This is a genomic window from Myxococcus stipitatus DSM 14675 (assembly GCF_000331735.1).
Classification (GTDB): Bacteria; Myxococcota; Myxococcia; order Myxococcales; family Myxococcaceae; genus Myxococcus; species Myxococcus stipitatus.
In genome coordinates this window covers 9,480,168-9,493,145 of record NC_020126.1, presented here as the reverse complement: position 1 = coordinate 9,493,145, position 12,978 = coordinate 9,480,168, and the positions used below count along the sequence as shown (strand labels likewise).

Genomic DNA, 12,978 nt, shown 5'->3' with positions numbered 1-12,978 from the left:
TGGACGAGGGCGGAGCCGTCCGGCGCCTGTGAGATGAGCGAGCCTCGGGTCAGTTGTGGAAGGTGACCTCCACGCTTGCTCCTGATTCGCCATGAGCCAGGAGCGGTCGGGAACGCGTTCGCGGACCCTGCTCCTCGAATGGAGGACCTCGCGAGAAGCCGCTGACTTCGCCGAGGCCGCGGGTGGCGGCGAGTCCCGCATCAGCCGGAGGGAGGGGGCTGTGGCGCCGTCTCCGCCCGTTCGTCCGGGAACAACTTCCGCACTTTGGAGGAGACCTCCTGATGGAAGGAGAGGAGCAGCCCGAGCAGGGCGGGGATGGCTCCCGCGAGGGCGAGCAGCGCCTTCATGAATCCAGAGAGATTGGCCACCCAGTCCTTCCGGATGACAAGTGTCGCTACGCTCTTGTTCGCTGCCTGCAACTCCAGCTCGAAGCTCGTGCGCCCCACGTCCCGGAACGTCACAGGCAACTCCAGACGCCGCCAATCCGCGGGGATGGATTCCGGCCGGCCCTCGCCTTGGAGCACCCTCGAGGTGTCGGCCTTGTCCACGCGGGCAAAGGTGCCCATGCGGGCCATGAGCCGAAGGGGCTCGGCGTCCGGGGGAGCCTCGGTGTTGCACTCCCGGGAGATGAACAGGATCTCCTCCTGCCCGGGGATGGTCCGGCTCGGGTAGAGGATCTGCCCCTGACACTTCGCGCTCGTCCAGGCGACCTCACCCGGCTGCGAGGCGAGGTAATAGCCCCCGAAGAGCAGCAGGCTGAGGGTGACTCCGAGCGAGATGGAGCGAATCCTCCGCTGCTGGCGCCTGTTGGCTTCCGGCGCGGTGGGCTCGAAGTTGTGGCGCACCCACATGGAGAGCAAGGGGATGGTGAGGGTCAATCGGCCATCTCGATGGTCGATGAGCCCCATGTGCCGCAACCGGGCGAACGCCGCGTCGCATTGCTCGGGAGCATCGGTGAACGCCTGCCGGAGCGCCGCGGGGGTCCGGGTCCGCTGGCTCGCAACCAGCTCCATCAACCTGCGCTCGAGCGGCCCCAGCCAGGGCAGCAGGCTGCTGCGAAACTCATCGCCCGTGTGGATGAGTTGTTGCGCCGCCCGCTGCACGTCCGCGCGCCCGACATGCACGGACTGGAGCATGGTCGCGGCCCGCTCCTGTCGGCGAGCGCGCACGGCGGCGCCACAGAGGCCGCGGACGACAGAGACATTGCCAGCGGAGAGCTCCGTGATGAGGGCGAGTGCCCGCGTGTCGAAGGTGACGTTGATCTGCCGTCCAAGCTCCGTGCAGAGCTTGCGGATGTCTCCGGCCTCCAGTGGCCCGACACGCAGCACTCTCGCCTGGTTGGCCAAGGGGTTGGCCCAACCGTCAATCACCGTGCTGGACAGCAGGCTGCCGGCCAGGCTCGTCACGACCACCGCGCTGCTCCCAGCGCGCGACTGCTCGGCGAGTGACGCCCAGAACTCCCGCGCGTCCCTCCGCTCCTGCTCCGGGATGCCCGCCTCGGTGAAGGCCGTGATGCAGAAGTCCGCGTCATCGAGGACCAGGACGAGCCGCTCCTCCTTTCGTTGCGCTCGCTTGACGGCGTGGAGGAAGGCCTGGGAGAGCCGTTGTCGCAGGGGCACGCTGGCCGCGTTCTCCTCCTGGGGTTTGTCGGTCAACGCCTTCATCACGGCATCGGCCACGGTCTCCATCTTCCTGTCCACCAGCTCGATGCAGCGCACCCGGACGAACCGGGTTTTGCCCAGCCCGTCGCGGACCATCTCCAGGAGCGAGGTCTTCCCGGAGCCCGGCAGCCCCGTGAGGAGCACGAAGGGGCTGCCTTGCCGCAGCAGGCGCGTCAGCTCGTTCACCTGGGCGCTCATGCCGAACATCCGCGTGCGGTCGACGGTGCGCTCGGTCCGGGAGAAGACGTCCGGCGGCGTGTGGAAGTCCGACAGTCGGTCCAGCAGGAAGTCGTAGGGCGTGCCGCCCCGGAGGGCATCGCCCAGCTCCCCGACGTGGACGGGCAGGACGGTGGCTCCGAACTTCTCCTGGAACTCGAAGATGCGACCTCGCACGCCTCCCCCCAACCCGGTCGCGTCCACGATGGCGATGACGACCTTGCGCGCGATGGACTGGAGCACCGCGAGGTGTTGCTCCAGTGGGTCCACGTAGCCCTTGAAGGCCTGGGTGGCGAGGTGGTCATCCTCTCCGGTGGCGAAGACCGCGAAGAAGGGTTGGGCGTCGAGCTGGGGGAACCGCGCCCCCTCGAGCTGGATGACGTTGGGGGACATCCACTGGAAGCCCATGAACAGCTTGTCGAAGAACAAGGCGATGGGGGCCGCGTGCCCCTCCAGTTTGGGTGGAAGGCCCTTCGCCAGCTCGAGCCACGGGCCCGGCGAGACCCCCTTCGTATCCGTCGCCTGGAGTTCGACGAGGCCCGTCCGCTCGCTGCTCCGGGGCTGGCTCGATAGAGCCTGGGCCGCTGGCGGCAGCGAGAGCATCGAGAGGGATTCCGCGAGCGGAAGGAATGCGTCCCACATCGCGCGGGCGCTCTGGAAGCGTGCATCGGGCTCGAAGGCGAGCGCGCGTTGGAAGAACTGGAAGACCTCCAGCGGAAGGGTGATGCCGATGAGCCCCGCGGCCCTCGAGGCATCGTAGAGCTCCTTCAGGTAGCTCTCCGTGTCCCCGAAGGGTGTCCGCCCCAGGCTCGCCTCGAAGAGGACGACGGCGAACGACCAGAGGTCGCTGCGAGCGTCTCCCTCGTGACCTCGAAGCCGCTCGGGGCTCATGTACAGCGGCGTCCCGAGAATCGTCTGACTGATGGTCTTGGGGGGAGAGGAGGACGGGGTGCTCTCGACGAGCTTCGCCACGCCGAAGTCGATCACCTTGACGGTCTCGCGGGTGCCGTCGGTCGCGAAGAAGATGTTCGCGGGCTTGATGTCGCGGTGGATGACCCCCGCGTCGTGGAGTTTTTCGAGCGCGGCCGTGACGTCCTTGACCAGCGTCACGATTTCCGGAGCCGCCAGCCGTCGCGCTTCGCTGAGCCGGGAGGCGAGGTCCTCGCCCACGAGCAGCTCCATCACGAGGTAGGGGACATCCTCCATCGAGCCGAAGTCGAGGAAGCGGACGATGTGGGGGTGGTCGATGTCGGCCAGCAGCCGGGCCTCGCGTTCGAACCGGCGGGAGTGCTCATCACGCTCCAGCCAGGGGCCGGCCTGCATGAACTTGATGGCCACGCCGCGCTTGTCGGCCTCGTCGTAGGCGGCCCAGATCTCCCCCATGCCTCCTTTGCCAAGGATGTTGAGGAGCCGGTATCGGCCGGCGATGGACAACCCCTGGCGAAGCGAGAGCATTCGACGCGACCCCCCGGTTGCGAGGCCCACATCATGGCATGACGCTTCACTTCTGGCGAAGTTGGAGCGGGCCCAGCCCCCGCCTGCACCCGAGGCCTCAGCTCACGCTCTCCGCGCTGTAGCGGGCGATGAGGCCGGTGCGCACGGCGTGCCGGAAGACGCGGGTGAAGAAGAAGGCGGCCAGCAGGATGTAGAACACCGCGAGCCCGCCCCCCGCGAGCAGGGACGTCCAGGAGACCGAGCCCCCGTTGACGATGGCTCGCATACCTTCAAAGACATACGACGGTGGCAGCAGGCGCGAGAGTCCCTGCATCCACGAGGGCAACGTAGACAACGGATAGAACACGCCGACGAAGGGCGACAGCAGCGCCGGGATGGGCCAGATGAACCACTCCGCGGACGGCCCCAGTCGCAGCACCACCGCGATGCCGATGATTCCCAGCGCGATTCCGAACAGGAACAGCACCAGGATGAATGGCACCAGCATGGCGCCGTAGATGAACATCGACAGGCCGAACACCGCTCCGGCGACGACGAGCATCACGACGAGGCCCACAGAGCTCGTCGCGATGCTGGAGAGCACCAGCCCCAGCACGTACTCGCTGATGGACAGCGGCGTGGCGAAGACGTTGAGGAAGTTGCGCGACCAGACGTCCTCGAAGAAGGCCATCGTCACGCCGTGCATGACGCGGGTGAGGAAGTTCCACAGCAGCACCGCGCCCAGGAGCGAGGGCAACAGGCTCATGCCAGGCGTGGCGGTGATGGAGCCCAGGTAGCGGGTGATGAAACCCCACAGCACGATATCGACGGCCACCCACGCGAAGAGGGGGAAGATGCGCGAGGGGCTCCCCTTGAGCAGGTAGTACTGCCGCAGGACGACGGCGGAGGCGCGGGACAAGCGCATGACTAGGGAGTCTCCAGCGTGAGCGGCTCGCGGGCCACGGTGATGAACAGCTCCTCGAGCGTGGCCTTGCCGTGCTCCTGAGGCAGCTTGCGCGGGTCCCCCTGGAGCAGCACCTTGCCGTGCGACATGAAGAGCACGCGGTGGCAGACCTCCTCCACCTCGTACATGTTGTGAGACGTCCAGAGCACGCCGCCCGAGCCCTTCGCGGCGAAGTCTCGGATGCGCGCGCGGATGTCCTTGGCCGTCGCCGGGTCCAGCGAGGCGGTGGGCTCGTCGAGGAGCAACAGCCGAGGCTGGTTGAGCATCGCCTTGGCGAGCGCGACGCGGGTCTGCTCTCCAGAAGAGAGCACGCCGCTCTTGGTGTCCCGGAAGCGCTGGAGGTCGAACTCCTGGAGCAGGGACTCGATGCGCTCGGAGATGTTCTTCACGCCGTAGATGAGGCCGAAGTAGCGCAGGTTCTGGACGACGGTGAGGTTGCCCGGGAGCGGCGCGTAGACGGCGGCGAAGTTGGTCTGCTCCAGGGCCCGTGAGCGCTCCCTCGCGAGGTCCACCCCCTGGATGTGGATGGCGCCAGAGGTGGGCTCCAACACACCGAGCACCATGTTGATGGTCGTGGTCTTCCCCGCGCCGTTGGGGCCGAGCAGTCCGACGATTTCGTTGGGACCGACCTCGAAGGAGATGTGGTCCACGGCGCTGTTGCCCGCGTACGACTTGGAGAGCTCCCGGACGGAGAGCACGGTGCTGGAGGCGGTGGCCATGGGGTGGGCGCTCCTCAGTCGTGGATCTTCTCGTGGCGCGCGAGCATGTCCACGTACTGGACAATCTTCCGAGCGCGCGTCTCCGCCTTCTTCACGTTGTGGATGCGGAAGAGGATGGCGTAGCGGTTCACGGAGTTGAGGGTGGCGAAGAACGCCTCCGCGCGAGGGTTGGCCGCGAGCGCCTGGGCGAGGTCCTCGGGGATGGTGGCCTTGCTCTGCGAGTCATAGGCCGCATCCCAGCGGCCATCCTTCTTCGCGCGCTCGATTTCAGCGAGGCCCGAGGGCTTCACGCGGCCCTCGGCGATGAGGGCCGCGGCCTTGTCGCGGTTGATTTTCGACCAGATGCTGCGAGGGCCGCGCGGGGTGAACTTCAGGATGTACGCCGCCTCGTCGAAGCGGCCCTTCTGGCTGTCAATCCAGCCCCAGATGAGCGCGCGCTCCACGGCCTCGTTGTAGGTGAGCGAGGTGACGGTGGCGCCCTTCTTGGAGAGCTTGAGCCACGCGCCGCTCGAGGTGGCGTGGTGCTTCGCGAGCCACGTGTCGAAGGCGCCTGCATCGGCGAAGAAGACGATGGGCAAATCCCCGGTAGGCGTCGCGCCCGGCGGCGCGGAGACCTTCTTCGCGGCGGGAGCCGCCTTCTCGGCCGGAGCCTTCTTCTTCGCGGGTGCGCTCTTCTTCGCGGGTGCGCTCTTCTTCGCGGGGGGCGTCTTCTTGGCGGGGCTCATCGGGTCCGGCTTGTAACACGGGCCCCGGTGGGAGCGGTCCGACGCGGAGCTACTCCCTCAGTCGGAGCTCGTCGTTGGCGGCCTCACGCAGCGACCTGGGGATGAAGGGCGGACCGACGATGGTGCGCAGCCAGGCCTCCTTCATCTGCCGGGCACACCGCGCGGGCGGCATGTGGCCCACCGCGGTTCCCAGGCCCGGGGTGAGCAGCGAGCGGATGGGCTTGCGCGCGGCGGTCTCGTTGTGGGCCAGCACGCACCGCAGCGCCGCCCTGAAGGCGAGGAAGGCGTTCACCGTGTCGCTGACATCCCTGGGGACGCGCATGGTGGGCGCGCTGATACACCACGGAATCTCCGGCCGCCCCGTGGGCACGAGCACGGCCTGTCCCACGGGCAGCTCGCCTCCGTGCTCCTGCGCGAGCCGCTCGCGCAGGTTCTCCTGGAGCTGGGGGCCGAGCTGGTACGTGTACACCGCGTCGATGCCGCCATCCATGAAGCCGAAGCTGTTGGCGGGGCTGATGATGGCGTCCGCGCGGATGTCGATGGGGTCGCTGTCGGAGACCGCGCCATCGCGCTCGGAGAAGATGTCGCCTCGGGAGATGGTGACGTGGGGGAGGCCGTCGAACTCCTCGCGCCAGGCCTCCACGAGGGCGTGACTCAAGTCGCGGAGGTGGAGCTGGAGGGGCGGCCTGGGCATGGCGTCAGTATGCATCCAGGCGCGCGCCAGCCTAAGGTTTCACGTCATGCACACCCTCTATGGGCTTGGTGTTTCGGGTTGGACGGAGAAGGCTCGCTGGGCGCTGTCTCATCACGGCATCGAGTACCGCTACCGAGAGCACACGCCCCTCATCGGGGAGCTGGCGCTGCGCTGGCGCACGCCGAACGGACCGCGACCCACCACCGTGCCCCTGCTCCTCGAGGACACCCGTGTGACGATGGGCTCGTTCAACATCGCGCGGCGCGCGGAGGAACTGAGCACGGGCGCACCGCCCCTGTTCCCCGCCTCCGCGCTGCCCACCATCCAGCGCTGGGAAGAGGTGGGTGACCACGTGCTGCGCATCGCCCGCGCCAGTGTGCTGCGCCGCATGCTCGACAACCCGCGCGCCCTGGACGAGAGCCTGCCGTCCTTCATCCCGCGCTTCCTGCATGCGGTCTCCAGGCCCACGGCGCGGATGGGCGTGAGCTTCCTCGCGCGCAAGCACAGCGCCGTCGCGGACCCGGAGGCCGCCATCCGCGACACCGTCATCCCCACGCTGGAGCGCCTGCGCACCGAGCTCCGCGGCCGCCCCTACTTGATGGACGAGGGCTTCACCTACGCGGACGTCACCGCGTGCACCATGCTCCAGTTCGCACGGCCCATGGATGAAGCCTGGTGGCCCCTGGCCCCCGCCACGCGCGAGGTCTGGCACCACGAGCCCCTGGCCGCCGCCTTCCCCGACCTGCTCGAGTGGCGAGCGGCGCTCTACGAGAAGCACCGCCGCCCGCCGCCGCGTGCCCTTCCCTCGGGCACGAACAGCGCGTCCGCCGCGTGACGACGCCCGGGCCTACTTCTTCGGCGCGGGCGCGGGCGCAGCCGAGGGCGGCTTGCCCTGCTGCTGGGACATGCGCTGACGAATCATCTCCTGGATCTGCTGAGGCGTCTTGCCCTTGAAGTCCTCGGGCTTGAAGGACTGGAGTGCGTTGCCCGCGCCCGCCGCCGCGTCCAGCTCGTCGTAGTCCGCGGGCACGGTGAAGACCGAGGCCGGCTGGGCGCCCGTCTGGATGTTCAGGACGTCAATCTCCGACTGGAGCTTGCCGGCCATGTCGTAGGTGTAGCTGCGCACGTAGGCCACCTCGGGGAGGTCCGTGGGCCGCCACACCTTCTGGCGCTGGATGCTGCCCTCGGCGCCGGGAGGGACGCCCTCGTAGATGTCCGTCGGGTGGCCGTTCACCTTCGCGGAGCCCGTCTTCTTGTAGCCCTGCGCGGTGAAACACGCGTCGAAGTCCTGACCCGTGCCCGAGCACTCGCCGGGAATCTTCACGGGGAGCTCGTCCAGGCTGCGCACCGTGGCCGCCTTGCGCTGGTGGAAGAGCGTGGTGCCCGTGCGCTTCTGCCAGTCGAAGATGATGGACATGCCGCCCGGAACCTCCGCGGGGGACAGGTCCATGCGCAGCATGCCCGTGCGGCCGTACATCTTGCCCTTCGTCTCCGAGGGCGCCTTCTGTCCGGGCACCGGCGCGCTCTTCACGCGCAGCTCTCCCACCCAATCCGCGAGGGCGGGCATGGAGACCAACAGCGAGGCGGCGACGACCTTCGGCAGCGCGCGGCGGAGTGAGAAAGGGTTCATGTGACGCAACACAATCCACCGCGCTCGCGCGTGTCAAACCCCGCTTGAAACACGAACGGCGCCGGCCTCGTGAAAGGCACGGCGCCGTGGCGCGTGTCAGCGGCCTTGGGTCAGCCCGGCTGGCAGACCTGGCGGAGGATGTCGAGCGACTCCAGCGCCTTGCCCGCGCCAATCACGACGGCGGAGAGCGGGTCCTCGGCGAGGAACACGGGCAGGCCCGTCTCCTCGCGCAGGAGCGTGTCCAGGTTCTTCAGCAGCGCGCCACCACCGGCCAGCACGATGCCCCTGTCGGCGATGTCACCGGCGAGCTCCGGCGGCGTGCGCTCCAGCGTGAGCTTCACGGCCTCGACGATGCCATTGACGGGCTCGGCGAGCGCGTCGCGCACCTCGTCGCTGGACACCGTCAGCGTGCGCGGCACACCGGCCACCAGGTCGCGACCCTTGATCTCCATGGTCATGACCTCGTCCGTCGGGTACGCCGTGCCGATGCCCATCTTGATGAGCTCCGCCGTGCGCTCGCCGATGAGCAGGTTGTACTTGCGCTTCACGTACTGGATGATGGCTTCGTCCAGCTTGTCGCCGCCGATGCGCACGCTCTTGGCGAACACGATGCCGGCGAGGCTGATGACCGCGACGTCGGACGTGCCACCGCCGATATCCACAATCATGTTGCCGCTGGGCTCCGTCACCGGAAGGCCCGCGCCGATGGCCGCCGCCATGGGCTGCTCAATCAGGTAGACCTCGCGAGCGCCCGCGTTCGCCGCGGCCTCGCGCACCGCGCGGCGCTCCACCTCGGTGATGCCGGAGGGGATGCCGATGATGATGCGCGGGTTCACCAGCGTCTTGCGGTTGTGCGCGCTCTGGATGAAGTAGCGCAGCATCGCCGCCGTGATTTCGAAGTCCGCGATGACGCCGTCCTTCATGGGGCGGATCGCGACGATGTTGCCCGGCGTGCGGCCCAACATCTCCTTGGCTTCCTTGCCCACCGCGAGGACCTTCTTGCCCCCGCGCGCGTCCTGTTGGACGGCCACCACCGAGGGCTCGTTGGACACGATGCCCTGACCGCGGATGTAGATGAGCGTGTTCGCCGTGCCGAGGTCGATGGCGAGGTCGCGCGAAAAGAGGGTGTGAAGCCAGTCGAACATACGAGGGCGGAAACTTTCGGAAAGTCGGCGGAATTTCCCGCTGGCGCGTGGGGGAATGCGGCCGCGAAGGTACTACGCGACGCGGCACGGAGGAAGAAAAGCCGGTGGTTCCTCCATATCCGCCTGGAGGGCAGTCGACCAGCGGACGCGGTCAGGGGGAGACGTCCACGGGGGCCTGCTCGAAGCCCGAGGCCAGCACTCCCACCGGCAAGCCGTCCGCGTCCGGTTCCTTCCCCGCCTGCCCTCCACCCACGAACACCACCTCGGCGGGCTCGTGCCGCGTCGCGGGGAGGGCGGTGGCGGAGCGCAGCCCATCCCGGACCGGCTCGAACAGGAGCGCGGTGAGATACCAGGCCGGCGCGTAGTCCAGGCGGATGAGGCCGTGCACGCTCCACCGGTGCGGCGAGTAGTCCCAGGGGCAGCGCCCCAGCAGCCGCCGCAGCAACCAGCCGGTGGCGTACTCGGCGCCGAAGATGAGGGCCGTGTAGGCCAGCGCCCTCACGGGGCGGGGATAGGACTGGAGCCGCGCGGAGACGTGCTCCAGCGCCAGGGCCGTGCCCCCGTAGATGGGGTGCATCCACAAGTAGGTGGTCGCGGTGGCGCTCCGGTCCCTCTTCAAGGCCGCGCCCGCCCCGGTGAACAGCACCTCCAGCACCCACCCCGTGCAGCCGTACAGAAAGAATCGCGAGAGCACGCCCTCAAGCTAGGGCCGCCTCCCGGAACCCGCAGGCCCTCCGCCACGCTCGCCGCCCGCTGTGTGTGCCGCGACGCCCACCTCATCCGCGAGGGGGGCTGGGCTTTCGCGCGAGGGGGGACATGGGCCTACAGCCCACGCGTGACGCACCGGCCTGGAGCACGGCGCCGTCGTCGCGCGTCAGGTGAAGGACAGGGCGAAGAGGCGGGGACAGCGGACTGGCGGGCTTGGGAAACCGGCGCTTTACGTGGCTGGGGGCGGCGTAGTACCTGAACGATTGATGCGCTCTCCCGGCACGACATCACGACGGCCCGGTACCGGGAGCGAGAGGCTCCGGACGGTGCTGCTCGCCCTGGGGATGGCGCTCGTCGTGGCGACGGTGCTCCCCGCGGATGCCGCGGTGGACGTCTCCCACGGCACCCAGGAGCGCGGCCTCCACCTGGACCCGGGCGCGACGTCGGTCCGCCAGGGCGTGAAGTCGTCGAAGAAGGGCGGCTCGCGGCGGTGGGGCGCGCAGCTCAACGTCACCGACCTGGGGGGCTGGGACTCGGCGCTCCAGGCCGGGGCGGGGCTCGCGTTCAGCGCGCCGTCCATCACGCGAGGGCGCGAGTCCACCTTCGCGCCGGACCTCCAGGCCCTCCATCGCTGGGGGCGTGAGCGCCGTCATGCCGTCACGCGCGCCACGCTGCTCAAACGCCGGGCCCCGGCGGCGCCTACGTCGAGCGGGGATATCGCGGACCGTCCTTCCATCGTGACGTGTCCCCTGCGTGGCCCACCCTCGGTGGGCTGAAGGGCGTCTGTCCAGCTGAGTCAGGCGCTCGCGGGGGGCCCTCCGGGCCTCCACCGTGACGTCTTCGCGTCGTCGCTTGCGTCCGCGCGCAACGACGCTTGTGTCCCCATTTCCATCCCATTTCTTTTTTTGTCGAGGTGAGTTGATGCACGGAGCCCACGAGGTCCTCCAGGCCATTGCCATCGTCCTGTGCGTCGCCGCGGTGACGACGGTGCTCTTCCAGAAGCTGCGCCAGCCCGTGGTGCTGGGCTACATCCTCGCGGGCCTGGTGGTGGGCCCCTACGTCCCCATCCCCCTGGTGGCCAACCCCGACGTCGTCACGACGCTGTCGGAGCTGGGCGTCATCCTGCTGATGTTCTCGCTGGGGCTGGAGTTCAGCCTCCGCAAGCTGTTCTCCGTGGGCTTCACCGCCGGCGTCACCGCCGTCATCCAGTGCAGCATCATGGTGTGGCTGGGCATCGTGGTGGGGAAGGCCTTCGGGTGGACGACGCTGGAGGGCCTCTTCGTCGGCGCGCTCATCGCCGTCTCCAGCACCACCATCATCGCCAAGGCGTTCGACGAGCAGGGCGTCCGGGGACGGATGCGCGAGCTGGTGGTGGGCGTGCTCATCGTCGAGGACCTCATCGCGGTGCTGATGATGGCCACGCTCACGGCCATCTCCACGGGCGCGGGCCTGAACGTGAAGGACCTGACCTTCACCACGGGCAAGCTGGTGGCGTTCCTGGTGGGCCTGGTGGCGGTGGGCCTGTTCATCATCCCGCGCGCCATGCGGGCGGTCATCAAGCTGAACCGGCCGGAGACGACGCTCGTGACGAGCGTGGGCATCTGCTTCGCGGTGGCGCTGCTGGCGCAGTCCTTCGGCTACTCGGTGGCGCTGGGCGCGTTCCTCGCGGGCTCGCTGGTGGCGGAGTCGGGTGAGGAGAAGCTGGTGGAGCACCTGGTGCAGCCGGTGCGCGACATGTTCGCGGCCATCTTCTTCGTGTCGGTGGGCATGCTCATCAACCCGGCGCTCATCGCGGAGCACTGGGCGGCCATCCTCGTGCTCACGCTGGTGGTCATCCTGGGCAAGCTCTTCGGCGTGACGCTGGGCGCGTTCCTCACCGGCAACGGCACGCGCACGTCGGTGCAGGCGGGGTTGAGCCTGGCGCAGATTGGCGAGTTCTCCTTCATCATCGCGGGCCTGGGCCTGTCGCTGAAGGCCACCGGCACGTTCATCTATCCGGTGGCGGTGGCGGTGTCCGCCATCACCACGCTGACGACGCCGCTGCTCATCAAGGTGTCGGGCCCGGTGGCGACGTGGGTGGACCGCAAGCTGCCCAAGCCGCTCCAGACGTTCGTCACCCTGTATGGCACCTGGGTGGAGAAGCTGCGCGAGGCGCCTCGGCGGGAGACGCTGGGCGCGGGGGTGCGCCGGCAGATTCGCCTGCTGGTGCTGGACGCCGTGCTGCTGGTGGCGCTGGTGATTGGCACGTCGCTGTCGGCGGACCGCATGGCCAGCTTCGTCGAGGCCCGCACGGGCGTGGACGAGGACCTGTCCCGCAACCTCATCCTGGGCGGCGCGGTGCTGCTCGCGGTGCCCTTCATCCTGGGGGTCATCGGCATCGCGCGGCGGCTGGGGGTGATGCTGGCGGAGGCCGCGCTGCCCGCGCGCACGGACGGCAAGCTGGACCTGGCGGTGGCGCCCCGGCGCGTGCTGACCGTCACGCTCCAGGTGGGCATCATGCTGCTGGTGAGCATCCCGGTGGTGATGGTGACGCAGCCGTTCCTCAAGAACGCGGCGGGCCCCCTCATCGTGCTGACGCTGGTGGGCGTCATGGGCGTCACGTTCTGGCGAGGCGCCACCAACCTGCACGGCCACGTGCGCGCCGGAGCGCAGGTCATCGTGGCGGCGCTGGCGGCGCAGTCGCACTCGAAGGAGCCCGGGGCCGCGCAGGACGAGCACGCGCTGGACCACGTCCAGGGGCTGCTCCCGGGCCTGGGCGCGCCCGCCTCCGTGCGGCTGGAGGAGCCGAGCCCTGTCGCGGGCAAGTCGCTGGCGGAGGTGAACCTGCGCGGCCTCACCGGCGCGACGGTGCTCGCCATCCAGCGCGGCGAGGAGAGCCTGTCGGTGCCCACCGCGCAGGAGGTGCTGCGCGTGGGGGACGTGCTCGCGCTGATGGGGACCAGCGAGGCGGTGGAGGCCGCCAAGTCGCTGCTCACCGGCGTCGTGCCGTCCGCGCCGCCCCCGGTGGAGCCGCCGCCGGCCGAGACGACCCAGGCCCACGGCTGAGGGCCCGAGGGGGGAGTGGCGGTCCGCGGAACGGGCC

General features: G+C 69.1%; 11 protein-coding genes. 3 read left to right on the top strand and 8 right to left on the bottom strand.

All coding sequences use genetic code 11. The features are described from left to right. Window positions 1–200: 200 nt before the first annotated feature. The 5 genes from MYSTI_RS41220 to MYSTI_RS36750 form a co-directional block, all read right to left on the bottom strand. Window positions 201–3,332, bottom strand: a complete 3,132-nt coding sequence (locus MYSTI_RS41220; protein WP_015352932.1) for a serine/threonine-protein kinase — start codon at window positions 3,330–3,332, stop codon at window positions 201–203. A 97-nt stretch (window positions 3,333–3,429) separates the two neighbouring features. Beyond that, window positions 3,430–4,236 (bottom strand): ABC transporter permease, encoded by an 807-nt coding sequence (locus MYSTI_RS36765; protein WP_015352931.1) that lies wholly within the window; start codon window positions 4,234–4,236, stop codon window positions 3,430–3,432. 2 nt (window positions 4,237–4,238) lie between these two features. Continuing rightward, on the bottom strand, window positions 4,239–4,994 hold the full coding sequence (locus tag MYSTI_RS36760) for an ABC transporter ATP-binding protein (protein WP_015352930.1): 756 nt from the start codon (window positions 4,992–4,994) through the stop codon (window positions 4,239–4,241). A gap of 14 nt (window positions 4,995–5,008) precedes the next feature. Continuing rightward, the gene (locus MYSTI_RS36755; RefSeq protein WP_015352929.1) at window positions 5,009–5,719 is read right to left on the bottom strand and encodes a YdeI/OmpD-associated family protein; all 711 of its coding nucleotides are present in this window, start codon (window positions 5,717–5,719) and stop codon (window positions 5,009–5,011) included. A gap of 49 nt (window positions 5,720–5,768) precedes the next feature. Further along, on the bottom strand, window positions 5,769–6,413 hold the full coding sequence (locus tag MYSTI_RS36750; RefSeq protein ID WP_015352928.1) for a macro domain-containing protein: 645 nt from the start codon (window positions 6,411–6,413) through the stop codon (window positions 5,769–5,771). A gap of 46 nt (window positions 6,414–6,459) precedes the next feature. On the opposite strand from MYSTI_RS36750, the gene MYSTI_RS36745 reads away from it, so the two are divergent. Further along, on the top strand, window positions 6,460–7,248 hold the full coding sequence (locus tag MYSTI_RS36745) for a glutathione S-transferase family protein (RefSeq protein ID WP_015352927.1): 789 nt from the start codon (window positions 6,460–6,462) through the stop codon (window positions 7,246–7,248). 12 nt (window positions 7,249–7,260) lie between these two features. Here the strand turns inward: MYSTI_RS36745 and MYSTI_RS36740 are convergent, their stop codons facing one another. From MYSTI_RS36740 to MYSTI_RS36730, 3 genes are all read right to left on the bottom strand, one after another. Beyond that, window positions 7,261–8,043, bottom strand: coding sequence for a LolA family protein (locus MYSTI_RS36740; protein ID WP_015352926.1), 783 nt, complete (start codon window positions 8,041–8,043; stop codon window positions 7,261–7,263). 110 nt (window positions 8,044–8,153) lie between these two features. After that, the gene (locus tag MYSTI_RS36735; protein WP_011556714.1) at window positions 8,154–9,188 is read right to left on the bottom strand and encodes a rod shape-determining protein; all 1,035 of its coding nucleotides are present in this window, start codon (window positions 9,186–9,188) and stop codon (window positions 8,154–8,156) included. Between the two features lie 151 nt (window positions 9,189–9,339). Further along, entirely contained in the window at window positions 9,340–9,882 is a 543-nt protein-coding gene (locus MYSTI_RS36730) for a putative ABC transporter permease (RefSeq protein WP_015352925.1), read from the bottom strand. 340 nt (window positions 9,883–10,222) lie between these two features. On the opposite strand from MYSTI_RS36730, the gene MYSTI_RS41215 reads away from it, so the two are divergent. Beyond that, complete coding sequence (locus MYSTI_RS41215) at window positions 10,223–10,672, top strand: hypothetical protein (RefSeq protein ID WP_015352924.1); 450 nt, start codon at window positions 10,223–10,225, stop codon at window positions 10,670–10,672. Between the two features lie 145 nt (window positions 10,673–10,817). Next, window positions 10,818–12,941: a monovalent cation:proton antiporter family protein gene (locus MYSTI_RS36720; protein ID WP_015352923.1), complete on the top strand. Its 2,124-nt coding sequence runs from the start codon at window positions 10,818–10,820 to the stop codon at window positions 12,939–12,941. Window positions 12,942–12,978 lie beyond the last annotated feature (37 nt).